The organism is Streptomyces sp. NPDC057682 (assembly GCF_042799575.1).
Taxonomy (GTDB): domain Bacteria; phylum Actinomycetota; class Actinomycetes; order Streptomycetales; family Streptomycetaceae; genus Streptomyces.
In genome coordinates this window covers 377,726-400,700 of record NZ_JBHVIN010000006.1, presented here as the reverse complement: position 1 = coordinate 400,700, position 22,975 = coordinate 377,726, and the positions used below count along the sequence as shown (strand labels likewise).

General features: G+C 74.7%; 21 protein-coding genes. 10 read left to right on the top strand and 11 right to left on the bottom strand.

Annotation, left to right across the window (positions count from 1 at the left end):
* Window positions 1-127: 127 nt before the first annotated feature.
* Window positions 128-1,054, top strand: coding sequence for a 3-oxoacyl-ACP reductase (locus tag ACFVDM_RS13900; RefSeq protein WP_383637796.1), 927 nt, complete (start codon window positions 128-130; stop codon window positions 1,052-1,054).
* Between the two features lie 78 nt (window positions 1,055-1,132).
* On the opposite strand, the gene ACFVDM_RS13895 is transcribed toward ACFVDM_RS13900, so the two are convergent.
* Window positions 1,133-1,744 carry a TetR family transcriptional regulator gene (locus ACFVDM_RS13895; RefSeq protein WP_383637793.1) on the bottom strand — a complete coding sequence of 204 codons (612 nt, stop codon included), beginning with the start codon at window positions 1,742-1,744 and terminating at the stop codon, window positions 1,133-1,135.
* 176 nt (window positions 1,745-1,920) lie between these two features.
* On the opposite strand from ACFVDM_RS13895, the gene ACFVDM_RS13890 reads away from it, so the two are divergent.
* The 4 genes from ACFVDM_RS13890 (at window position 1,921) to hsaA (ending at window position 7,253) form a co-directional block, all read left to right on the top strand.
* Window positions 1,921-3,480 (top strand): FAD-dependent oxidoreductase, encoded by a 1,560-nt coding sequence (locus tag ACFVDM_RS13890; protein WP_383637790.1) that lies wholly within the window; start codon window positions 1,921-1,923, stop codon window positions 3,478-3,480.
* A gap of 128 nt (window positions 3,481-3,608) precedes the next feature.
* Complete coding sequence (locus ACFVDM_RS13885) at window positions 3,609-4,403, top strand: SDR family NAD(P)-dependent oxidoreductase (protein WP_383637788.1); 795 nt, start codon at window positions 3,609-3,611, stop codon at window positions 4,401-4,403.
* A 59-nt stretch (window positions 4,404-4,462) separates the two neighbouring features.
* A complete protein-coding gene (locus ACFVDM_RS13880; RefSeq protein ID WP_383637785.1) occupies window positions 4,463-6,064 on the top strand; it encodes a FadD3 family acyl-CoA ligase in 1,602 nt (533 codons plus the stop codon).
* A 22-nt stretch (window positions 6,065-6,086) separates the two neighbouring features.
* The gene (gene hsaA, locus ACFVDM_RS13875) at window positions 6,087-7,253 is read left to right on the top strand and encodes a 3-hydroxy-9,10-secoandrosta-1,3,5(10)-triene-9,17-dione monooxygenase oxygenase subunit (protein ID WP_383637782.1); all 1,167 of its coding nucleotides are present in this window, start codon (window positions 6,087-6,089) and stop codon (window positions 7,251-7,253) included.
* Window positions 7,254-7,257: 4 nt separating this feature from the next.
* Here the strand turns inward: hsaA and ACFVDM_RS13870 are convergent, their stop codons facing one another.
* The 9 genes from ACFVDM_RS13870 to ACFVDM_RS13830 all read right to left on the bottom strand — a co-directional run bounded on the left by ACFVDM_RS13870 (window position 7,258) and on the right by ACFVDM_RS13830 (window position 18,534).
* Entirely contained in the window at window positions 7,258-9,762 is a 2,505-nt protein-coding gene (locus ACFVDM_RS13870; RefSeq protein WP_383637779.1) for an FtsX-like permease family protein, read from the bottom strand.
* The gene (locus tag ACFVDM_RS13865) at window positions 9,759-10,574 is read right to left on the bottom strand and encodes an ABC transporter ATP-binding protein (RefSeq protein WP_383637776.1); all 816 of its coding nucleotides are present in this window, start codon (window positions 10,572-10,574) and stop codon (window positions 9,759-9,761) included. The genes ACFVDM_RS13870 and ACFVDM_RS13865 overlap by 4 nt, the downstream gene beginning before the upstream one ends.
* Before the next feature lie 151 nt (window positions 10,575-10,725).
* A complete protein-coding gene (locus tag ACFVDM_RS13860; RefSeq protein ID WP_383637773.1) occupies window positions 10,726-11,922 on the bottom strand; it encodes a serine hydrolase domain-containing protein in 1,197 nt (398 codons plus the stop codon).
* A complete protein-coding gene (locus ACFVDM_RS13855; protein WP_383637770.1) occupies window positions 11,919-13,460 on the bottom strand; it encodes an alpha/beta hydrolase in 1,542 nt (513 codons plus the stop codon). Before ACFVDM_RS13855 ends, ACFVDM_RS13860 begins: the two co-directional genes overlap by 4 nt.
* Window positions 13,461-13,597: 137 nt before the next feature.
* Window positions 13,598-14,386 (bottom strand): SDR family oxidoreductase, encoded by a 789-nt coding sequence (locus ACFVDM_RS13850; protein ID WP_383637767.1) that lies wholly within the window; start codon window positions 14,384-14,386, stop codon window positions 13,598-13,600.
* 37 nt (window positions 14,387-14,423) lie between these two features.
* The gene (locus ACFVDM_RS13845; RefSeq protein WP_383637764.1) at window positions 14,424-15,500 is read right to left on the bottom strand and encodes an acyl-CoA dehydrogenase family protein; all 1,077 of its coding nucleotides are present in this window, start codon (window positions 15,498-15,500) and stop codon (window positions 14,424-14,426) included.
* A 24-nt stretch (window positions 15,501-15,524) separates the two neighbouring features.
* Window positions 15,525-16,511 (bottom strand): acyl-CoA dehydrogenase family protein, encoded by a 987-nt coding sequence (locus tag ACFVDM_RS13840; protein ID WP_383637761.1) that lies wholly within the window; start codon window positions 16,509-16,511, stop codon window positions 15,525-15,527.
* Entirely contained in the window at window positions 16,511-17,686 is a 1,176-nt protein-coding gene (locus ACFVDM_RS13835; protein WP_383637758.1) for an acyl-CoA dehydrogenase family protein, read from the bottom strand. The genes ACFVDM_RS13840 and ACFVDM_RS13835 overlap by 1 nt, the downstream gene beginning before the upstream one ends.
* Window positions 17,686-18,534 carry an enoyl-CoA hydratase gene (locus ACFVDM_RS13830; RefSeq protein ID WP_383637755.1) on the bottom strand — a complete coding sequence of 283 codons (849 nt, stop codon included), beginning with the start codon at window positions 18,532-18,534 and terminating at the stop codon, window positions 17,686-17,688. Before ACFVDM_RS13830 ends, ACFVDM_RS13835 begins: the two co-directional genes overlap by 1 nt.
* 46 nt (window positions 18,535-18,580) lie before the next feature.
* Between ACFVDM_RS13830 and ACFVDM_RS13825 the strand changes: the two genes are divergently transcribed.
* The 5 genes from ACFVDM_RS13825 to ACFVDM_RS13805 all read left to right on the top strand — a co-directional run bounded on the left by ACFVDM_RS13825 (window position 18,581) and on the right by ACFVDM_RS13805 (window position 22,736).
* Window positions 18,581-19,747 carry an acyl-CoA dehydrogenase family protein gene (locus tag ACFVDM_RS13825; protein ID WP_383637752.1) on the top strand — a complete coding sequence of 389 codons (1,167 nt, stop codon included), beginning with the start codon at window positions 18,581-18,583 and terminating at the stop codon, window positions 19,745-19,747.
* Window positions 19,744-20,529, top strand: a complete 786-nt coding sequence (locus tag ACFVDM_RS13820; RefSeq protein ID WP_383637749.1) for an SDR family oxidoreductase — start codon at window positions 19,744-19,746, stop codon at window positions 20,527-20,529. The genes ACFVDM_RS13825 and ACFVDM_RS13820 overlap by 4 nt, the downstream gene beginning before the upstream one ends.
* 5 nt (window positions 20,530-20,534) lie before the next feature.
* The gene (locus tag ACFVDM_RS13815; RefSeq protein WP_383638040.1) at window positions 20,535-21,128 is read left to right on the top strand and encodes a TetR/AcrR family transcriptional regulator; all 594 of its coding nucleotides are present in this window, start codon (window positions 20,535-20,537) and stop codon (window positions 21,126-21,128) included.
* 38 nt (window positions 21,129-21,166) lie between these two features.
* The gene (locus tag ACFVDM_RS13810; RefSeq protein ID WP_383637746.1) at window positions 21,167-22,324 is read left to right on the top strand and encodes an acetyl-CoA C-acetyltransferase; all 1,158 of its coding nucleotides are present in this window, start codon (window positions 21,167-21,169) and stop codon (window positions 22,322-22,324) included.
* 235 nt (window positions 22,325-22,559) lie between these two features.
* Window positions 22,560-22,736 carry a hypothetical protein gene (locus ACFVDM_RS13805; RefSeq protein WP_219569054.1) on the top strand — a complete coding sequence of 59 codons (177 nt, stop codon included), beginning with the start codon at window positions 22,560-22,562 and terminating at the stop codon, window positions 22,734-22,736.
* 19 nt (window positions 22,737-22,755) lie between these two features.
* Here the strand turns inward: ACFVDM_RS13805 and ACFVDM_RS13800 are convergent.
* The coding region (locus ACFVDM_RS13800) for a hypothetical protein (RefSeq protein ID WP_383637743.1) at window positions 22,756-22,975 on the bottom strand (220 nt) is incomplete at its 5' end.

Below are 22,975 nucleotides of genomic sequence, written 5' to 3'. Positions count from 1 at the left end.
TGAACGGGACACCACCCCGCGCAAAACTGAAATCAATACTAGTTTCTGCTGCCTCGGCGCACCTCGACGACCTGTCCGGGGTGCGCCGTTCCCTTCAACGGTTCGACGGAACACGGAAAGAGGCAGCATGAGCGCGACGCAGACCCTTCAGGGGCGTACCGCCGTCGTCACCGGCGCCGGGGCGGGGCTCGGCCGCGCCGAGGCACTGGCACTCGCGGCGCTCGGCGCCGATGTGGTGGTGAACGACATCGGCCCCGCCGCCGAGGACGTCGCCACCGAGATCAAGGCGCTGGGCGGCGGGGCCGTCGCGGTGACCGGCGACATCGGCGACTGGTCGATGGGGGACCGGCTGGTCGAGGCCGCGGTGGAGAGCTTCGGCGGCCTCGACATCGTCGTCAACAACGCGGGCGTCCTCCGCGACAAGATGCTCTTCAACCTCAGCGAGTCCGACTGGGACGACGTCATCCGCATCCACCTCAAGGGGCACGCCGGACTCTCCCGCGCCGCCGCCGTGCACTGGCGCGCGGCGAGCAAGGCCGCCGGTGCCCCGGTCTACGGGCGCGTGGTCAACACCTCGTCCGAGGCCTTCCTGTTCGGCGCCCCGGGCCAGCCGAACTACTCCGCCGCCAAGGCCGGCATCACCGCGCTGACCCTGGCCACCGCCCAGGGCCTGGCCCGCTACGGGGTGCGCGCCAACGCGATCTGCCCCCGGGCCCGCACCGCGATGACGGCCGAGGCGTTCGGCGAGGGCGCCACGGCACCGGGCGGCCTCGACATCATGGCGCCCGAACGCGTCGCCACGCTCGTCGCCCATCTGGCCTCTCCGGCCGCCGACTCCATCAGCGGCCAGGTCTTCGTCGTCTACGGCGACATGGTCGCCCTGCTCGCCCCGCCGACCGTGGAGCACAAGTTCACCGCGGCGGACGGCACCTTCAGCCCCGAGGAGCTGGACGCGCAGCTGACCCCGTACTTCACCGGCCGCGACCCGCACCGCACGTACGCCGCCTACAGCGTCGCCGCGCTCGACACGACGGGCACCCAGCAGACCGGCTGAACGGCACACCGGCCGACCAGCAGACCGGCCGGGTGGCCGGGGGCATTCCGACCGGGCCGGCGCACCCCGCCGGCCCGGTCAGACCGTGTCCGGGCCCGGGGCCAGCAGCAGGGTGCACGCCATGCGCAGATCCGCGTCGGCCTTCTCCGGGCTCAGCCGCTCGTTGAGCCGGGACTGGAGCACCCCGTACCAGAGCAGGATCAGCAACCGCACCCGCGCGATGTGGTGCTCCGTGGGCTCCCGTACGCCCCAGGCGCGCAGCAGCAGGTCCAGGAAGCCCGAATCGATCCGGGCCAGGTCCGGCACGGTCGTGGCCCGCGCCGCGTTCGCCGACTGGATCATCGCCGTGGCCAGGGCCGGACGGCGCAGCAGATTGCGGGTGGCGCTGCGCAGCGTCTCGAACACCGCCTCCTCGGCCGGGGTGCCGGGCGCGCGCTCGGGCACCCGGGCCGCGAAGCCCTCGATCTGGTCGGCCATCAACGCGGTGAACAGATGCGTCTTCGACGGGAAGTAGCGGTACAGGGTGCCGATCGCCACCCCGGCCCCCTTCGCCACCTCGTGCATCTGCACCCGCTCCAGCCCCGTCGAGGCGGCGAGGCCCGCGGCCACCTCCAGGATGCTCTGCCGGCGTGCGCGCTGCCGCGGCGACGTGGGTTCGGCCCCGGCACGGGCCTCGGCGATTCTGGGCACGCTCTCCCTCCTGGGGATCGATGGCGTCCACAACGGCTCAGACAATACGCCCGGCCCCGCCCCGCGTCAGGTGGCGTCCCGCCCGCCGTACCGGTCAGCGGGACCGGGCCCGCCCCGCCGGCCCCGTCCGCGATGAGCTGGCACCGCACACCACCGAGCGGCAGGAAGGGCACCTCATGCGGGACGGCCGGCAGGACTGGGACGCCACCCACGACGTGATCGTCGTCGGGTCCGGCGCGGGAGCGATGACCGGGGCCCTGGTGGCCGCGCTGGACGGTCTCGACACCGCCGTACTGGAGCGCACCGACCGCCTCGGCGGCACCTCCGCCTACTCCGGCGCGGCCTGCTGGCTGCCCGGCACCCGGGTCCAGGAACGGGCCGGGCTCGGCGACTCCACCGAGGCCGCCGACGCCTATCTGCGGGCCCTGACCGGCGACGCCGAACCGGAGCGGCGCGCCGCCTTCCTGGGCCACGCGCCCGAGCTGGTCGCCCGCCTGGAGGAGGACCCCGCCCTCGCCTTCGAGTGGCGGGCCTTCCCCGACTACGTCGACGCCCCCGGCCGCATGGACGCCGGACGCTCCTTCGTCCCGCTCGACCTCGACGCGGACGAACTCGGCGAGCTGCTGCCGCTGGTCCGCCCGGCGGTCGACCGGGACCGGGCCGGACAGGACCACCCCGACGCGCCCCTGTCCGCCGGCCGCGCCCTGATCGGCCGCCTCCTGCTGGCCGCCACCCGCACCGGGAACGCCCGGGTGCGCACCGGCCACCACGTCACCGGCCTGGTCACCGAGGACGGCCGGATCACCGGAGTGGAGGCCCGCACCGCGGGCGGCACCGTCCGGCTCCGCGCCCGGCACGGTGTGCTGCTGGCCGCCGGCGGATTCGAGGGCGACGACGCCCTGCGCACCGCGCACGGCGTACCCGGCCGGGCCGCCTGGACCATGGCCCCCCGGGGCACCAACACCGGCGAACTCCTGAACGCCGCCGTCGAAGCCGGCGCCGCCACCGCGCTCATGGACGAGGCCTGGTGGTGCCCCGGCACCGAACTGCCCGACGGCTCCGCCGCGTTCACCCTCGGACTGCGCGGCGGACTGGCCGTGGACGCCTCAGGGCGCCGGTTCGCCAACGAGTCGCTGCCCTACGACCGGATGGGCCGGGCCATCGCCGCCGCGGCCGAGGACACCGTCGTCCACCTGGTCTTCGACTCCCGGCACGGCGGCGCCCTGCCCGCCATCACCGTGCCGCCCTGCGACCCCGCCGCCCAGCTCGCCGCCGGCACCTGGGTCCGCGCCGACACCCTGCCCGAGCTCGCCGCGCTCATCGGCGTCCCCGCCGACGCCCTCACCGACACCGTGACCCGCTTCAACGGATTCGCCGCCGACGGCAAGGACCTCGACCACCGGCGCGGCGAGGACCCCTACGACCTGTTCTTCGCCGACCGGCGGGGCGCCACCGGCCCCAACCCCTGCCTGGTCCCCGTCGACCGGCCGCCCTACTACGCCGCCCGGATCGTCCTCGCCGACCTCGGCACCAAGGGCGGGCTGCGCACCGACGCCCGCGCCCGCGTCCTGGACACCGCAGGACGGCCGCTGGAGGGGCTCTACGCGGCCGGGAACACCAGCGCCTCCTTCACCGGCCGGGTCTACCCGGGCCCCGGCGTGCCCCTGGGCACCGCCATGGTCTTCGCCTCGCTGGCCGTGCGCGACATGCGCGAACGCGCCGCGGGCCACCGCTGAAACCTCCTGGTCCGGGGTGCGTCCGCCGCGTCCCGGCCAGTGGGATGCCCGGCGGCGCCGCCCCCGGGCACCGATCTACCGTCGCCGCACCGCCGGCCGGAACCACCGAGGAACGAGAGAGGGACCTGATGGTCGACAAGAGCGTGTACGGGCCGTGGGCGGTCGTCGCCGGAGGATCCGAAGGGGTCGGCGCCTCGTTCGCCGAACAGCTCGCGGACGCCGGGATCAACCTCGTCCTGATCGCCCGCAAGCCGGGCCCCCTGGAGGAGACCGCCGCACGGGTCCGCACGCGGGGCGTCGAGGTCCGCACCCTCGCCCTCGACCTGCTCGACCCCGCCGCCCCGGACGCCGTTCGCGCCGCAACCGAGGACCTGGAGGTCGGGCTGCTGATCTTCAACGCGGGCGCCAACAGCTACGGCCACGAGTTCGTCACCGGCGACCTGGACCGCGTCCAGGGCGTCCTGGACCTCAACATCACCGCCCAGCTCGCCCTCACCCACCACTTCGGGGCCCGGATGAAGGAACGCGGCCGCGGCGGCATCGTGCTCGTCGGCTCGCTCTCCGGCTACCTCGGCCAGGCGCAGATCAGCGTCTACTCCGCCGCCAAGGCCTTCAGCCGGGTCTTCGCCGAGGGCCTCTGGCTGGAGCTGCGCCCGCACGGCGTGCACGTCCTGGAACTGGTCCTCGGCGTGACCCGCACCCCCGCCATGGAACGCGCCGGACTCCGGATGGACCTGCCCGGACTGAACGTCGCCGAACCGGACGACGTCGCCCGGGAAGGGCTCGCCCACCTCGCCGACGGCCCCGTCCTGGTGGCCGGCGGCAACGACGGGGCCGCGGTCAAGCGCAGCGGATTCCCCCGCGCCGACCTGGTGCTCGGCGCCCACGAGGCGTCCAGGCGCCTCCTGCCCCCGTCGTCCTGAACGGCCCCCGCCGCCCCGGCCCGGCGCCCCGCGCGCGGCCCGTCCCTCCCGGAGAGCAGATGAGCGAGACCGAGAACGAGCACCCCCTCACCGTCCCCGCCGCCCTCGCCCGCGCCGCCCACCGCCACCCCGACCGGGACGCGGTCGTGGACGGCGGGGTCCGGCTCGGCTGGGCGGACCTGCGCGACCATGTGCACGAGGCCGTGAAGGGCCTGATCGCGCTCGGCGTCCGCCCCGGCGACCGGATCGCCGTCTGGGCGCCCAACGGCCACCGCTGGGTGGTCGCCGCACTCGCCGCCGCCTCGGCCGGGGCGGTGCTCGTCCCCGTCAACACCCGCTACCGGGGCGAGGAGACCCGCTGGCTCCTGGAACGCGGCGGGGTGCGGCTGCTGTTCGTCGAGAACGGCTTCCTCGGCAAGGACTACCTCGCGCTGCTCGGCGCGGGGGACGGGCCCGCCGGGGACGGCGGCCCGGTGCCCGGACTGCCCGCGCTGGAGCACGTGGTGACGCTCGACGCCGTCGAGCGCCCCGGCATCCTGCCGTGGGACGACTTCCTGCGCGGGGGCGGGGCGGTGACGGACGAGGAGGCCCGCGCCCGCGCCGGGGCGGTCCGCCCCGACGACCCCTCCGACCTGCTCTTCACCTCCGGAACCACCGGCCGCCCCAAGGGCGCGCTCACCACGCACCGGCAGAACCTCACGACGTACCGCGCCTGGAGCGCACGCACCGGGGTCACCGGTCGGGACCGCTACCTCGTCGTCAACCCGCTGTTCCACTGCTTCGGCTACAAGGCGGGGGTGCTCGCCTGCCTGCTGCGCGGCGCCACCATGGTCCTCCAGCCGGTCTTCGACGTGGAACGGGTGCTGCGCGCCGTCGAGGACGAACGGATCACCGTGCTCCCGGGACCGCCCACGATCTACACCGAACTGCTCGACGCCCCCGGCCGCGACCGCCACGACCTCTCCTCGCTCCGGCTCGCGGTGACCGGCGCCTCCGTCGTCCCGGTCGCCCTCGTCCGGCGGATGCGCGCCGAACTCTTCCCCGAGGTCCTCACCGCGTACGGGCTCACCGAGACCTGCGGCACCGTCACCGTCTGCTCCGCCGACGACGACGCGGAGACCGTCGCGCTGACGGCCGGCCGCCCGATCGACGGCACCGAGGTCCGGATCGCCGACGCGGACGGGCAGCCCCTCCCGGCCGGACGCGACGGCCGGATCCTGGTGCGCGGCTACCACGTGATGCTCGGCTACCTCGACGACCCGGCCGCCACCGCCGCGGCCCTCGACGCCGACGGCTGGCTGGACACCGGGGACGTCGGCCGGCTCGACGACCGGGGCAACCTGATGATCACCGGCCGGTCCAAGGACATGTTCGTCGTCGGCGGGTTCAACGTGTACCCGGCCGAGGTGGAACAGGTGCTCGCCGGACACGACGCGGTCGCCGAGGCCGCCGTGATCGGGGTGCCCGACCCCCGCCTCGGCGAGGTCGGCCGGGCGTACGTGACCCTCCGTCCGGGCGCCGGGACCCGCCCGGACGAGCTGACCGGCCACTGCCGTGACCGGCTCGCCAACTTCAAGGTCCCCCGCGAGGTCGTGGTCGTCGAGACCCTTCCGCGCAACGCCACCGGCAAGGTGGACAAGTCCGCCCTGCGGACGCACTGACACGAGGCAGGAAGGACGGACCATGAGCGACGAGGTCCTGGAGAAGGTACGCGCACTGCTGCCGGCCATCGAGAAGCGGGCCGGGACGACGGACGAGCAGCGGCGGATCCCGGACGCCACCATCCGCGAGCTGACCGGCGCCGGAGTCTTCCGGATGCTCCAGCCCGCCCGCTACGGCGGGCTGGAGGCCGATCCGGTCCGGTTCTACGAGGTGGTCCGGGCGCTCGCCGCCGTCTGCTGCTCCACCGGCTGGGTGGCGTCGGTCCTCGGCGTCCACGCCTGGCAGCTCGGCCTCTTCCCGCAGGAGGCCCAGGAAGAGGTGTGGAGCGAGGACCCGGACACCCGGATCTCCTCCGCGTACGCCCCGGTCGGACGGCTCGAACCGGTCGACGGCGGCTACCGGCTCACCGGCCGCTGGAGCTTCTCCTCCGGCTGCGAGCACGCCGGCTGGGCGATGCTGGGCGCCCTCGTCACCGGCGCCCAGGGCCGGCCGGTGGACTTCCTCACCGTGCTGGTGCCCCGCTCCGACTACCGGATCGAGGACATGTGGGACGTGGTCGGGCTGCGCGGCACCGCCAGCAACGACATCCTCGTCGAATCGGCGTTCGTCCCCGCCCACCGGGTGCTCCGCAACTACGAGCAGGCCCGGCTGAAGGTGCCCGGCCAGCAGATCAACCCCGGGCCGCTCTACCGGCTGCCGTTCGGCGCGGTGTTCACCTGCGCCGTGACCGCCCCGGTGATCGGGGCGGTGTCCGGCGGCTACGCCTCGTACGTGACCCGGATGAAGGAGCGCGTCCGGCTCAGCCTGGGCGGAGGGCGGTTCACCGAGGACCCCTTCGCCCAGGTCGCCATCGCTCGGGCCGCCTCCGACATCGACGCCACCGTCCTCCAGATGGACCGCAATCTGCACGAGCTGTACGAACTGGCCGCGGCCGGCGACGAGATCCCCATGGAACTGCGGCTGCGCACCCGGCGCGACCAGGTCCGGGGCACCGAACGGGCGGTCGCCGCGATCGACCTGCTCTTCAAGACGGCCGGCGGCAACGCCCTGCGGCGCGGCAACCCCGTCGAACGCGCCTGGCGCGACGCCCACGCCGGCAGTGTCCACGTCGCCAACGACGTGGAGCGGGCCCTGGCCATGTACGGGCGCGGCGCCTTCGGCCTCACCGTCGAGGACAACCTGGTCTGAGCCCTCAGCCCTCCCGGGCGCGGAGCGCGCCGCGCGCCGGGAGCAGGACCGCCAGGAGCGAGAGCCCCACCGCGGCGGCGGCGAAGGACCCGTACACCAGCGGCGGGACGTACGGGGACTCCCCGGTCAGACCGCGCACCATCGGGAACAGGGTGGCCGCGGCGATGGCCGTGCCCAGCGCGAGGCCGGCCACCGCCACCAGCAGGCCCTCCCAGCGGAGCATGGCCATCACCTGACGCCGGGTGGCGCCGACGAGGCGGAGCATGCCGAGTTCGCGGCGGCGGTCCAGAACGGTCATCACGAGGGTGTTGACGGCGGCGAGGGCGGCGAAGCCGCCGAGTACCGCGGCCATCGTGTAGTTGGCCCAGGCGTTGAGTTCGCGGTCGGCCGTCGTCCCCACCGCGTAGCCGGAGGCGTCCGTGACCGTGCCCAGCGGGGCGAGGGCCTTCGCGTCCCCGCCCCGTACCAGGAGCGTGGTGGCGAAGCCGGACGTGACGTGTCCGTCCAGCGCGGCCCGGTCCATCGTGACGGCGGCCAGCCCGATGCCCCTGCCGTACACCGCGACGACCTCGGGGCTGGTCCGGGTGCCGTCGGGGAGGTACATCGGCAGCCGGTCGCCCACCTCCACCCCGGCCGACCGGGCGAGCATCCGGTCGACGGCGATCCGTCCCGCGCCGATCCGGTCCAGGCCGCCGTCGCGCACATCGAGGTCCTGCACCCGCCCGAGCAGGGCACCGGACCCGGTGACCCCCTGGGCCGCCGCACCCTGCAGCCAGCGGTCACCGCCCGATCCGACGGGCACCAGCACCTGCGTGTCCAGCAAGCCCACGGCGGCCTGCACACCGGGCGTGCGGGCGGCCCGGCCGACGGCGTCGGCGGACAGCCCGGCGGGGTGGGTGACGACATGGTCCGCCGTCGTGCCCGCGCGCACCTGTCCGGCCGCGACGCGGCTCTCGCTCGTGTGCATGAAGGTGAGCGTCGAGGCGAAGGCCGTGGCCAGCACGATCGGTGTGATCGCGGAGGCCAGCCGGCGGGCGTTCGTACGGGAGTTGGCGGCGGCCAGCGTGGCCGGGGCGTCGCCGCGGGCGTCCAGGGCGAGCCCGAGCAGCGCGGCGCACAGCCGTGCCACCAGCGGGCCCAGCAGGGCGACGGCGAGCATGAACAGCATCACGACACCGAGTGCGGCGTTCGCGGCGTCGTCCCCGGCCGAACGGGCGGCGAAGACCGTGAAGAACGCGCCGCCGACGAGGGCGCCGAGCCCGATGAGGGTACGGATCACGCCGGGACGCGACCGCTCCACCGAGGCCTCGGCCAGCGCCCGGCCCGGCTTGATCCGCGCGGGCCGGCGACCGGCCGCCCAGCCGGCGGCCAGCGCGGTCACCAGCCCCGCCGAGACGGCGACGACGAGCGGGATCCACGAGACGCGCAGCTCCACGGCGTCCGGGACCGCGCCGCGCTCCTTCAACTGCCCGAACCACCAGTGCGCGAGCCCGATCCCCGGCAGACAGCCGATCAGCCCGGCGAGGGGTGCGACGAGCAGCGCCTCGCAGGCGACCGCGCGGCGGATCTGGCGCGGTGTCGCCCCGATCGCCCGCAGCAGCGCGAACTCCCGGGCGCGCTGGGCGACGGAGAGCGCGACGGTGCCGGACATCGTGAAGACGGCGACCAGTGCGGCGATCCCGCCGAACGATCCGCCGAGACCGGTGAGCGTCTCCTCCGCGTAGGCCAGTCCGCTGTTCTCGACGGCGCCCCGGCCGTCACCGGTGCGGATCTCGGCCCCGGTGCCGGCGAGCGCCTTGCGCACCCCGGCGGCGAGACCGGTGTCCCGCTCGGCGGAGCCACCGTCCTGAGCCAGGACGGCGATCGCGTCGGCCCGGCCCGGATGACCGGCCAGCGCGGGCGACCGGGCGTCGGAGAACCAGGCCGTCGGCCCCTCGGCCGTCTCGCCCGGACCCGGGGCCGCGAGCCCCGAGACGCGGAAGTCCGCCCGCCCGGCCGCCGTTTCGAGGGTGACGGTGTCCCCGGGACCGGCCTTCGCGGCGCGTGCGGCCGCCGCGTCCAGCACGACCTCGCCCGCCCGGGGCGCGGTGCCGGACGTCAGCGAGGTCCCGGTGAAGAGATGCGAGCCCCAGCCGTGGCCGGTCAGCGCGCCCTCGCCCAGCCGCACCGGGAAGGTGAGGTCGGGAACGGCCGCGGCGACCCCCGGCACGCGCTCCGCCCGCCCGGCCAGCGCGGTGTCCACCCGGGCCCTGTCCGGCAGCGGCACCGCCGACTCCGACCGGCTGTCACCGCTGCCCGTGACGAGACGGGCGTACTGGTCCGCGGCGACGACGACCGGCGCTCCCGCGTACCGCTGGGGCGGCACCGACGCGCGGACGCCCGTCTCCAGGAGGATGCCGCAGGCCGAGACGATCAGCGCCGCCATCATGAGCGCGACGAAGGTCCCCGCGAAGGACGCGGGTTTGAAGCGGACGGCCGCGCGGGCCAGTCCGTTGGGGCCGAACCTCATGCCGCGACCCCCGCGAGCGGGCCGGAGCGGTGGGCGAGCGTGGCCATGCGCGCCGCGATCCGCTCGGCCGGGGAACGGTCGAGCGAGCCGGCCAGGGCACCGTCGGCGAGGAACAGCACGCGGTCGGCCCAGGCGGCCGCCGCCGGGTCGTGGGTGACCATGACGACGGTGGCCCCGAGCGCGTCGACGGCCTGCCGGAGCAGACCGAGGACCTCGGCGGCGGTGACGGTGTCGAGGGCGCCGGTCGGCTCGTCGGCGAAGATCACGTCCGGGTCGGTGACCAGGGCGCGGGCGACGGCCACGCGCTGCTGCTGGCCGCCGGACAGCTCGCCGGGGCGGCGCCGCGCCTTGTCGGCGAGCCCGACCCGGGCCAGGACATCGGCCGCCCGGCGCCGGTCCTGGCGCTGCCCGGCCAGGCGCATGGGCAGCAGCACGTTCTGTTCCACGGTGAGCGACGGCAGCAGGTTGAACGCCTGGAAGACGAAGCCGACGCGGCTGCGGCGGAGCTCGGTCAGCCGGGTCTCGCCCATGCCGGTGATCTCCGTACCGCCGAGGCGCACCGAGCCCTCGGAGGGCCGGTCGAGCCCGGCGGCGCACTGGAGGAACGTGGACTTGCCCGACCCGGACGGGCCCATCACCGCCGTGAACGTGCCGCGCGGCAGGACCAGATCGATGCCGGCCAAGGCGTGCACCGCACCGGAGCCGCGCCCGTACCGCCGCCGCACCCCGCGCAGTTCGACGGCGGGCGCCGAGGCCTCCCGGGCCTCCGGCCCCTCGTCCGTCCGCCGTCCTTCGCCGCCGCGCTTCCTCATGTCCGTCCTCTCGTGATCCGCCGAGCCGATGACCCCGACGCTACGGATCACGCCGGGCCCGGACCATGGCGACCGCTGGTGGAACAGAGGTGGGGATAACCCGAGGCCGGGGCACCCGTCACCAGCGGCGGTGCCCCGGCCCGGGTCCGGTTCAGCGCCCCGTCAGCGCCCGGTCGACCAGCCGCCGCCCGGCCGCGTCCTGGGCGTCCTGCGCCGGATCGCCCATGCGCAGGGTGAAGACCGCACAGGCCACGGCCCGCGACCCGTCCGGCGTCACCCCGCTCTCGGACACCGCCCCCAGATGCGTACCGCCGTGGAACCAGACGCCCTCGCGGCTGCCCGCCACCGGGCGCCAGGCGATGCCCAGCCCGTAGCGGACCCCGGGCACCCCGATCCAGTCGTCGGCGGGCACCGTCTCCTTCATCGCGGCGAGCTGGGCCGGGCCCAGCAGCCGGCCGCCCATCAGCGCGCGCAGGAAGGCGGTGTGGTCACGGGTGGTGCCGATCACCCCGCCGTCCGCCCATCCGCCGGACGCCAGGGTCGTGTCGGTGGGCCGGTCGGCGTCCGGGAACCAGGTGTACGCGGTGGCGGTGGGCTCCGGGACATAGGGCGAGGTGCCCGGGGTCAGGGTGTGGCGCAGGCCCAGCGGTTCGATGATCCGGTCGTGGAGCTCCTCGGCCCAGGAACGGCCCGTGACCCGCTCGACGAGCAGACCGGCCACCACGTAGTTGGTGTTGGAGTACCCGAAGCGCCGCTCCCGTTCGGGGTGCGCGGCGTCCGGCAGCCAGAGCGGGGGCCGGGACACGGCCGCCGTCAGCTGCTCCGCGGGGGCGGTGCAGCGGAAGCGGGCGCGGCGGTAACCGTCCGGGGTGAAGGCGTCGGCGGCGTCGGGGGAGACGGCGAGGTAGTCGTTGAGCCCGCTGGTCTGCCGCAGCAGATGCGCCACGGTGATCCGGCGGCCGTCGTTCCCCGCGCCCCGCACCGCGCCGGGCAGCCACCGTTCGACGGTGTCGGTGAGCGAGAGGCGTCCCTCCGCGACCAGCTGGAGGACCAGCACGGCCGTGTACGTCTTGGTGTCGCTGCCCAGGCGGTAGTACGCGTCCGGGGGCACCGGGCGCGCCGGTCCGGACAGATCGGCGCGCCCCGCCCGTGCCGTCGTCCGGCCGGTCGCGTCCCGCACCTCGGCGAGGACGGCGGTGGCACCGGTGGCGAGGACGGCGTCCACGTCGTGCTGGAGACGGCTCCGCGCACCGGCGCCCCCGCGCTGCCCGTTCGCGGCGGCCGGGGCGGTCGACGCCCCGGTGAGCAGGGCGGCCGCGCCGGCCAGGCTTCCGCGTCGGCTGATCACCGGACCACCTCGGTCCGGGGGCAGACCGTGTCGGACGCGGGGAGCGTGCCGTCGCGCAGATGGGCGACGACGGCCCGGTCGGCGCAGGGGATGGGCGTCAGGCCGTCGAGCCCCCGGCCGAACACGCCGTGCGACCGGATGTCCGCCGTGACCAGCCGCGAGCCGGTCAGCCGGCGGTGGAGGGCCAGGGCCCCTTCGTACGGGACGTTGTTGTCGTACCGGGCCTGGAGCATCAGCACGTCCACGCCGTTGCCGATCACCGTGGCGGGTTCGCGGGACGTGCTCGTCCAGAAGGCACAGGGCGCGGTCATCCCGTTCACGAGCGGACCGAAGACGGGCTGGTCCGCGCGGCTGCGCTCCATGTTCCGCCAGTACGTCTCCGGGTCCTTCGGCCAGCCCCCGGCGGGCCAGCCCCGGTCACCGCACATGAAGAGCGCCCCGCCGAGCATGCTGTCCGCCAGGTCGGGCGAGGAGAGCAGGCCGAGCATCGCGGCGAGGTCCGGTCCGGGCTCGACCGGCCGGCCCGCCGCGGCGTCAATCAGGTCGCGGACCGTGGCGGCCAGCGCCGGGTCGTACTCCGTGTGCTGCACGAACTGCCGCAGCACCAGGCGCACCAGCGGTGCCGTGAGGGGCACACCGGAGACCACGACCGGCCGGCGCTCCGCCCCGTCCAGCAGCCGCTGGACCCGGGCGCGGACCTCGGCGGGTGTGGTGCCGAGCCGGTAGACCGCGTCGTGCCGCGCGGTCCACCTGGCCCAGTCGTCCAGCCCGTCCTCCAAGGGGCGGCCGGCCCGCTGGAACAGTTCGTACTGGGTGGCGGCGGGGTCCGTCGACGAGTCCAGGACGATCCGGTCGGCGCGGCGGGGGAACATCTGGGTGTAGACGGCGCCCAGATCGGCGCCGTACGAGACGCCGTAGTACGAGAGCCTGGGCTCGCCCAGCGCGGCGCGGATCGCGTCCATGTCGCGGGCGACGTCCCGGGTGGTGGCGTGCGGCAGCAGCCGGGCGTTGTCACCGTGCTCCCGGCAGCGGCGGGCGGTGTCCCGGGCGTCGCGTACGGACCGGTCGAACTCGGCGCGCCGGGACGTGGTGGGCCCGGGGGCGGGCGCGGGAGAGGCGGGGGCGCAGGTGACGGGCGTGGACTCGCCGAGGAAGCGGGGATCGAAGCCGATGAGATCGTAGTTCTCGGCGGCCCTCCCCAACGCGGGCCGCAGATACAGGGTGTGGGCCAGGCCCGTGCCGCCGGGGCCGCCCGGGTTGGACAGCAGGATGCCCCGGCGCTTTCCGGGCGCCCCCGTCGCCGCGACGCGCGAGACGGCGATCTCGATCGACGGGCCCCCGGGGTCGGCGTGGTCGAGGGGCACGGTCACCTTCGTGCAGAGGGCGCCCGCGTCCCGCAACTCCGTCTGCTGCGGTGAGCAGGGCCCCCAGACCAGGGACGGGCGGGCCGGTTCGGCGGAGACGGCGGACGCGGGGAGGCCGCCCGCGAGTAAACAGGCGAGGCCGAGGCCCAGGGTGGCCGGACGGATGACGCGCATCGTGCTCCTCTGTTCGGGCGGGGGTACGCGCACGACGCTAGGAGTCCGGGTGGCCCGTCACCATCGGGCCACCCGGTCGACGCGGCCGGGGGAAAACCCCCTCCGGACCGGCCGGGGGGCGGTGGGTCCGGCGGTGGCTACACCGCCCCGTCGGCGGACTTCGCCGCCAGATAGCGGGCCGGGAACTCCCCGCCGCCGTGCACCGCGAGGTCCGCCCCGTTGACGTACGCGGCCAGTCCGCCCGCCAGGAACAGACACGCGCCCGCCACATCGCCGGGCACCGCCATCCGCTCCATCGGGACGACCGCAGCCACCGAGGCACCGCCGTCCGCGCCGTAGACCGACGCCGCGCTCTCGGTGCGGATCAGCCCCGTCGTGATGTGGTTGACCCGGACGGCCGGGGCCCACTCCAGGGCCAGGGCCTTCGTCAGGCCCAGCAGTCCGGCCTTGGCGGCGCTGTACGCGGCGGTCCCGGGCTGCGGGTCGTGCGCGGAGACGCTGCCGATGTTGACGATCGAGCCGCCGCCGTCCTGACCGGCCATCACCCGGTGGGCGGCCTGGGCCACATAGAACGGGGCGAGGAGGTTGAGCGCCACGATCTTCTCCACGAAACGCGGCGAGACGGTCGCCGCGTCCGCGTCGGGGGAGCCGCCCGCGTTGTTCACGAGCACGTCGAGGCGGCCGAAGCGCTCCACGGCCGCGTCCACCAGCGCCCCGGCCGCCGCCGGATCGCGCACGTCGGCCGGGACGAGGACGGCGCGCCGCCCCGCCGCCTCGGGCAGGGCCTTCGGGGCGGAGCGCCCGCAGACGACCACGTCCGCGCCCGCCGCCAGGAACGCCGTGGCGATGGTGGCACCGATGCCCTTCGTGCCGCCGGTGACCAGGACGACGCGCCCGGTGAAGTCCAGCGGGGTGCCGATGTCCATGGTGAAGGAGCCTCTCTGTCGGGAACGGGGGTGGGCGTCAGCGCGCCGCGACGAGTCCGAGCCCGTCGGCGAGCCGGGCGCGGTGGAGGGCCGGCGGGCCGAACAGCTCGCCGGTCCCGTGGGCCCGTTTGAAGTAGCGGTGGGCGTCGTGCTCCCAGGTGATCCCGATCCCGCCGTGCAGCTGGATCGTCTCGCCGGCCACCGCCGAGAACGCCTCGGAGCACACGGACTTCGCGACGGCCGCGGCCCGCGGCAGCGCGCCCGGGTCCTCGTCCGCCGCGAACGCGGCACCGAGCGCGGCCGAACGCGCCGACTCCACCAGGACGTAGGCGTCCGCCAGCCGGTGCTTGACGGCCTGGAAGGAGCCGATGGGCCGGCCGAACTGCACCCGGTCCCGCGCGTAGGCGACGGTGAGTTCGAGACAGCGCTCCGCCGCCCCCACCTGCTCCGCCGCCAGGGCCGTGCAGGCCAGGTCCCGTACGTGCTCCAGGACGCGTCCGCCGTCGCCGTCGGTGCCCAGCAGCCGCGCCTCGGCACCGTCGAGCACCCAGCGTGCCAGCGCCCGGGTGGCGTCCATGGTGACGACGGGCTCCCGGCGCACCCCGGCGGCGCCGGGCGCCACCTCGAAGAGCGACACCCCGGCCCCGGTCCGGGCCGCGACCAGGAGCACCCCGGTCTCCGGCCCGTCCAGGACGTGCTCCTTCGTCCCGGTCAGCAGCCAGGCCCCGTCCGGCCCCGGCACCGCCGAGGCACGGACCGCCCCGGTCTCCCAGGACCCCTCCTCCGCCCAGGCCAGGGTGCCGGCCGAGGTGCCCTCGGCGAGGCCCGGCAGCAGCCGCGCGCACGCCGCCGCGTCCCCGGAGGACAGCAGCGCCCCGGCGGTGAGGACCGCCGAGCCCAGGAAGGGCAGCGGGCTCAGGCCGCGGCCAAGCTCCTCCATCAGGACGTGCACGTCCCGGGCGCCGCCGCCCGCCCCGCCGTACTCCTCGGGCACGGCCAGTCCCGCCGCGCCGATCTGCCGGGCCAGCGGCTTCCAGGCGGCGTTGCCCGGGTGCTGCTCCAGTACCGCGCGCACGGCGGCGCGCAGTTCGTCCTGCTCCTGCGTCAGTCTCATCGGGCTGCTCCCTTCGGCATGCGGTCAGAGGGCCAGGACGCGGGCCCGGCACGCGGCCGGGGTGCCCCAGGCGTCCCGCAGCGGCCGGGCCTTGCGGATCCACAGCGACAGGTCGAGTTCATCGGTGTAGCCGACGGCGCCGTGCAGCTGGAGCGCGGCGCGGGCCGCCCCGTAGGCGGCCTCGCCGGCCGTGACCTTGGCGGCGGCGATGTCCCGTCCGGCGTCCGGCTCCCCGGCGGCGAGCGCCAGCGAGGCGCCCCGCACCAGCGGTTCGGCGAACTCCAGCGCCAGCAGCGTGTCCGCCAGCCGGTGCTTGACCGCCTGGAACGAGCCGATCGCCACGCCGAACTGGGTGCGCCCGGTGACGTAGGCGACCGTGCGGGCCAGCAGGGTCCGGCCGAGCCCCAGGCACTGGGCGGCCGTGGCGAGCGCGGCGACGTCGGCCGCGTGCGCGGCGGCGGCCGTCACCGACGGCCCGGTGGCCAGGACCGTGCCGCCCGTGGGCCGTGCGAGCCGCCGCGCCGGATCGGCCGAGGGCTGTACCGGCCCCATCCCCTCGGCCAGGAGCAGGGTGTCGCCCTCCACCACGAGGACGGTGTCCGCCGCGTCGGAGTCCAGGGCGTACGGGCCGGGTCCGGCCGGGCGGAGCGAGACGAGCGCGGTGCCGGCCGCGATGCCGGGCAGCCGCGCGGCGGCCTCGCCGTCGTCGCCGAGCCGGTCCAGCAGGGCGGCGGCGGCCACCGTCTCGACCAGCGGACCGGGCACGGCGTGCCGGCCCAGCACCTCGAAGGCGAGGGCCAGTTCGACGGGGAGGGGTCCGAATCCGTCGTACTTCTCGGGCACCGCCAGGGCGAACACCCCCGCCCCGGCCAGCCGGGTCCAGAGGTCCCGGCCCGGTGCGTGGTCTCCGGCGGCCCAGGACCGGATCACGGCCGGGGTGCCGGCGGAGGTCAGCAGGGCGTCGAGGGAGCGGACGAACTCCCGCTGCTCGGCGTCGGGGAAGAAGCGCATCACCGGCGTCCCTTCGGCAGGCCGAGCAGCCGCTCGGCGATGATGTCGCGCTGGATCTCGTTGGTGCCGGCGTAGACGGGCCCGGCCAGGGAGAAGGTGTAGCCCTCCGCCCAGCCGCCGCCGGCGGGCGATTCGGCGGCGTGGTCGGCGAGTTCGCCGTACGGGCCGAGCAGATCGAGCGCCGTCTCGTGCAGCGCGATGTCCAGTTCGGACCAGTAGATCTTGTTGAGGCTGGACGCGGCCCCGGCGGGCCCGCCCTCGCCGTGCAGAACGTGGGAGACGCCCGCATAGGAGAACAGCCGGTAGGCGCGGGCCCCGATCACCGCGTCGGCGACCCGGTCGCGCAGCGCCGTGTCCGAGGGGTCGCCGTGCGCGTGCCACAGGGCGGTGAGCCGGTCGGCCGCGGCGGTGAACCGGCCGGGGCTGCGCAGGGTCAGCCCGCGTTCGTTGCCGGTGGTGCTCATGGCCACCCGCCAGCCCTGGCCGGGCTCGCCGATGACGTCCTCGTCGGGGACGAACACCTCGTCGAGGAAGAGTTCGGCGAAGGCCGGTTTGCCGTCCAGCCGGCCGATCGGCCGGACCGTCACCCCCTCGGCGTCCAGGGGGAACATCAGATACGTCAGTCCCCGGTGCGGCTTGTCCGCGTCCGGGTCGCTGCGGAAGAGGCCGAAGGCCCGGTCGGCGAAGGCGGCCCGCGACGACCAGGTCTTCTGACCGCTCAGCAGCCAGCCGCCCTCCGTGCGCACCGCGCGCGACCTCAGCGAGGCCAGATCGGACCCGGACTCCGGCTCGGACCAGGCCTGGGCCCAGATGACCTCGCCGCGCGCCATCGGGGGCAGCACCCGGGCGCGCTGTTCGGCGCTGCCGTGCTCGAAGAGGGTGGGGGCCAGCAGGTTGATGCCGTTCTGGCTGACCCGGCCGGGCGCGCCGGCGGCGTAGTACTCCTCCTCGAAGATCATCCAGTGCAGCAGGGAGCTGCCGCGCCCGCCGAACTCCTCGGGCCAGGAGACCACCGACCAGCGGTCACCGGCCAGCACGCCCTCCCATTCCCGGTGGGCGGCGAAGCCCTCGGCGGTCTCCAGGGACGGCAGGGGGGAGGCAGGTACGTGCGCGGCAAGCCAGGCCCGCACCTCGGAGCGGAACGCCTCGTCGGCCGCGTCGAATGCCAGGTCCATCAGCCGCTCGCCTTCTTCATCGCCCGGATGTCCATGCCGCCGAGCGCGTCGGGCGCGGTCTCGGCGTTGTGCGCGTGGGCCAGGTGGTGCAGGCCGAACACCGAGTCCATGCCGGTGTGCAGGCCCTGGAGGTCCTCGGCCTGGTTGACGGCGCGCTTGGTGAGGGCGAGGCCCAGGCGCGGCATCTCGGCGATGCGCAGGGCCAGTTCCTCGGTGTGCCCGGCCAGTTCGGCCCGGGGCACCACCCGGTTGACCATGCCCACCTCGTACGCCCGCCGGGCGCTCATCCGGTCCCCGGTGAACAGGAACTCCTTGGCGATGCGCGGAGGCATCACCCAGGGGTGGGCGAAGTACTCGACGCCGGGGATGCCCATGCGGACCACCGGGTCGGCGAAGAAGGCGTCCTCGGAGGCGACGATCAGATCGCAGACCCAGGCGAGCATCAGCCCGCCGGCCACACAGGCGCCCTGCACGGACGCGATCAGCGGTTTCGGCAGTTCGCGCCACCGGCGGCACATGCCGAGGTAGACCTCGGACTCCCGGGCGAAGCGGCTCTCCGCGCCCTCCTTGTCGGAGTGGTCCCACCACAGGCCCGCCCGGCGTTCGAACGGCAGATGCGCGTCGCGCTCGGGGGTGCCGATGTCGTGGCCGGCGGAGAAGTGCTCGCCGGCACCGGCCAGGACGACGGCCTTCACCTCGCCGTCGTCGGCCGCGCGGTAGAACGCCCGGTCCAGGGCGTAGGTCATCGCGGAGTTCTGCGCGTTGCGGTACGCGGGCCGGTTCATGGTCACGATCGCGACCGGGCCCCGCTTCTCGTAGCGCACCGGTTCGTCGGGGGCAGCGGACATCGGCCCCTCCTTCCCTAACAAGTGTTTGGTAGATTAACGTACCCCCATGAGCAGCGTCGAGGAGTTCCGCACCGAGATCCGCGGCTGGCTGGCCGCCCACCTCACGGGTGCCTTCGCGGGCCTGCGGGGCCGCGGCGGACCCGGCCGCGAGCACGAGGCCTTCGCCGAACGGCTCGCCTGGGAACGGCACATGGCGGCCGAGGGCTGGACCTGTGTGGGCTGGCCCGAGGAGTACGGCGGCCGGGGCGCGACCATCGAGCAGCAGGTCGCCTTCCACGAGGAGTACGCCCTGGCCGACGCGCCCGCCCGCGTCAACCACATCGGCGAACAGCTCCTCGGGCCCACCCTGGTGGCCTTCGGCACCCCCGAGCAGCGGGCCAGGTTCCTGCCGCCGATCGTCGCCGCGGAGGAGCTGTGGTGCCAGGGCTACAGCGAGCCCGACGCCGGTTCCGACCTCGCCAATGTGCGGACCCGGGCCGAACGGGACGGTGGGGACTGGGTCGTCACCGGACAGAAGATCTGGACCTCACTGGCCCACGAGTCCCAGTGGTGCTTCGTCGTCGCCCGGACCGAACCCGGATCGGTCCGCCATGCCGGACTCTCCTATCTCCTGGTCCCGCTCGACCAGGACGGGGTCGAGGTCCGGCCGATCCAGCAGCTCACCGGCACCTCGGAGTTCAACGAGGTCTTCTTCGACCGGGCCCGCACCCCCGCGGACCATGTGGTCGGGGCGCCGGGCGACGGCTGGAAGGTCGCCATGGCCACCCTCGGCTTCGAGCGCGGTGTCTCCACGCTCGGTCAGCAGGTCGGCTTCCGGCGCGAGCTGGAGACCCTGATCGACGTGGCCCGCAGCAACGGCGCCGCCGACGATCCGCTGATCCGCGACCGCCTGGCCCGCGCGTGGACCGGCCTGGAGACCATCCGCTGCAACGCCCTGCGCATGCTCGACGGCGTCGCGGCCGGAGCCCCCGGGCCCGAGGCGTCCATCGGCAAGATCTTCTGGGCCACCTGGCACCGCGAACTCGGCGAACTGGCCATGGCGGTCCTCGGCGCCGGCGGCATGACCGCCCCGGCGGCCCCGTACGAACTGGACGACTGGCAGCGGCTGTTCCTCTTCTCCCGCTCCGACACCATCTACGCCGGATCCAACGAGATCCAGCGCAACATCATCGCCGAGCGCGTCCTCGGCCTGCCCAAGGAGATCCGCCCGTGACCACCCAGCCGCCCTATGTGCCGGGCCACTCCCTCCTGGACGGACGCACCGCGGTGATCACCGCCGCCGCGGGCGCCGGAATCGGCGGGGCCACCGCCCGCAGGTTCCTGGAGGAGGGCGCCCGGATCGTCATCTCCGACGCCCACGAGCGCCGCCTCTCGCAGAGCGCCGACGCCCTCGCCGAGGAGTTCGGCGCGGACCGTGTCGCCGCGCTGGCCTGCGACGTCACCGACCAGGACCAGGTCGACGCCCTGTTCGCCCTCACCGTCGAACGCCACGGCGGCCTCGACGTCGTCGTCAACAACGCCGGACTCGGCGGCACCGCCGACCTCGTCGACATGACCGACGAGGAGTGGACCAAGGTCCTCGACGTCACCCTGAACGGCACCTTCCGCTGCACCCGCACCGCACTGCGCCACTTCAAGGACCGTGCCGCCGGAGGCGTCGTCGTCAACAACGCCTCCGTCATCGGCTGGCGCGCCCAGCGCGGCCAGGCCCACTACGCCGCCGCCAAGGCGGGCGTCATGGCCCTGACCCGCTGCGCCGCCCTGGAGGCCGCCGACTTCGGTGTCCGCGTCAACGCCGTCGCCCCGAGCCTGGCCATGCACCCCCACCTGGTGAAGGTCACCACCCCCGAACTCCTCGCCGAACTCACCGAACGCGAGGCCTTCGGCCGCTACGCCGAACCCTGGGAGATCGCCAACGTCATCGTCTTCCTGGCCAGCGGCTACTCCTCGTACATGACGGGGGAGACCGTCTCCGTCAGCAGCCAGAGGGCGTGACGGCGATCACCCCGACCCCCAACGCCGAGCGACGCGCCGAACTCCTCGCCACCGCCGCCGGGGTGTTCGCCGCCCAGGGATACAACGCCACGACCGTCCGCCGCATCGCGGACGAGGCCGGCCTGCTCGCCGGCAGCCTCTACTACCACTTCGACTCCAAGGAGTCGATGCTCGACGAGATCCTCACGGCCTTCCTGGACGAGCTGTGGACCGGCTACGACACCGTGCTCGCCGCCCGGCTCGGACCGAGGGAGACCATCGCCGGACTCGTCACCCAGTCCTTCCGCCAGATCGACCGGCACGGACCCGCGGTCGCGATCTACCAGAAGGAGTTCCGACACCTGGCCGCGCAGCCGCGCTTCGCCCATCTCGCCGACTCCCGGCACAAGTTCGAGAACGCCTGGCTGCGCACCCTGGAGCGCGGTGTGGCCGAACACGCCTTCCGTGCCGACCTCGACGTCCGGCTCGTCCACCGCTTCGTGCGCGACACCGTCTGGGTCGCCGCCTCCTGGTACCGCCCCGGCGGCACCCACAGCCCGGAGGAGATCGCCCGGCAGTACCTGTCGATGGTGCTCTCCGGCATCACCGCACGCATCTGACCCCGCCCTCACCACCCCTCATCCAAGGAGCAGCAGTCATGGCCGAGGCCTACATCGTCGAAGCCGTCCGCACCCCGGTCGGCCGCCGCAAGGGCGGTCTGTCCGCCGTCCACCCCGCCGACCTCGGGGCCCATGTCATCAAGGCGCTGGTCGAGCGCTCCGGCATCGACCCGGCCGCCGTCGACGACGTGGTCTTCGGCTGCCTGGACACCGTCGGCCCGCAGGCCGGCGACATCGCCCGCACCGCCTGGCTCGCCGCGGGCCTGCCCGAGGAGGTGCCCGGCACCACCGTCGACCGGCAGTGCGGCTCCTCCCAGCAGGCCGTCCACTTCGCCGCCCAGGGCGTCATGTCCGGCACCCAGGACCTGGTCGTCGCCGGCGGCACCCAGAACATGTCGATGATCCCCATCGCCTTCGCCAGCCGGCAGGCCGCCGAACCCCTCGGCCTCACCGAGGGCCCGTACGCCGGTTCCGAGGGCTGGCGGGCCCGCTACGGCGACGCCCCCGTCAACCAGTTCCACGGCGCCGAACTGATCGCCGAGCAGTGGGGGATCAGCCGCGAGGACATGGAGCACTTCGCCCTGCGGTCGCACCGGCGGGCCCTGCGCGCCATCGACGAGGGGCGTTTCGCCCGAGAGACCGTCGCCTACGGGGACGTCACCGTGGACGAGGGGCCGCGCCGCGACACCTCGCTGGAGAAGATGGCCGGACTCAAGCCCGTCGTGGAGGGCGGCCGGCTGACCGCGGGAGTCTCCTCCCAGGTCTCCGACGGGGCCTCCGCGCTGCTCATCGCCTCCGAGCGGGCCGTGGCCGAGCACGGGCTGACGCCCCGGGCCCGGATCCACCACCTCTCGGTGCGCGGCGAGGACCCGATCCGGATGCTGTCCGCGCCCATCCCGGCCACGGCGTACGCGCTGAAGAAGGCCAGGATGTCCATCGACGACATGGACCTGGTGGAGATCAACGAGGCCTTCGCCCCGGTGGTGCTGGCCTGGCTGAAGGAGACGGGCGCCGACCCGGAGAAGGTCAACGTCAACGGCGGCGCCATCGCGCTCGGCCACCCGCTCGGCGCCACCGGCACCAAGCTGATGACGACGCTCCTGCACGAACTGGAGCGCACCGGCGGACGCTACGGCCTCCAGACCATGTGCGAGGGCGGCGGCCAGGCCAACGTCACCATCATCGAGCGGCTCTGAAGGACCTGTCGGTAGTGCGCCGGGAAACGCTGAATGCGCCCCGCGCACTACCCCCTGTCCGATGAGAGGAATGGGCGTTCATCCCAGGTCAGCGCCTTGTCGCGGAGTTCTGAATTCATCATTCAATTGAATGAAGAACTCCACGTTCCGGGCCCTTCGATTTGCGGAGGCGCATTCCGTGGATTCCACTCGGAACGTACGGCAACCCCCATTTCCTACAGGACGGGGCACCACCATGTACACCACGGAAACCACTGCCACCGACATCGAGCTGGACCTCGACGAGGCCCTCAACCCGGGCGAGGCCGAAGGCTTCTACCGGGACTCGCGTGAGTGCGCGTACCTCGCCCTCCTCGGCGGCGGTTCCGCGCTGCTCCTCTCGCCTCCGACCCCCCGCCCGAAGAAGGGCTAGTCGGCAGGCCATGGACCAGTCACATGCTCCGTCCCCCCTCGCGGGTGCCGTGCATGACCTGGCAACAGAGGTGGGGCGCGCGCGTGGGGGCGCGGACCACCGCGCCACGGGGTGCGGCGCTGCCGGCATCGACGAGGACGACCGGACGGGAAGCGCCGCGGGCCGCGGCCGCGGCGCCCGCCGGCGGCGCGCCGGGCGCGGGCGGCGGCGGCCCGATGCGCGGCGGGGCCCGGACCGGC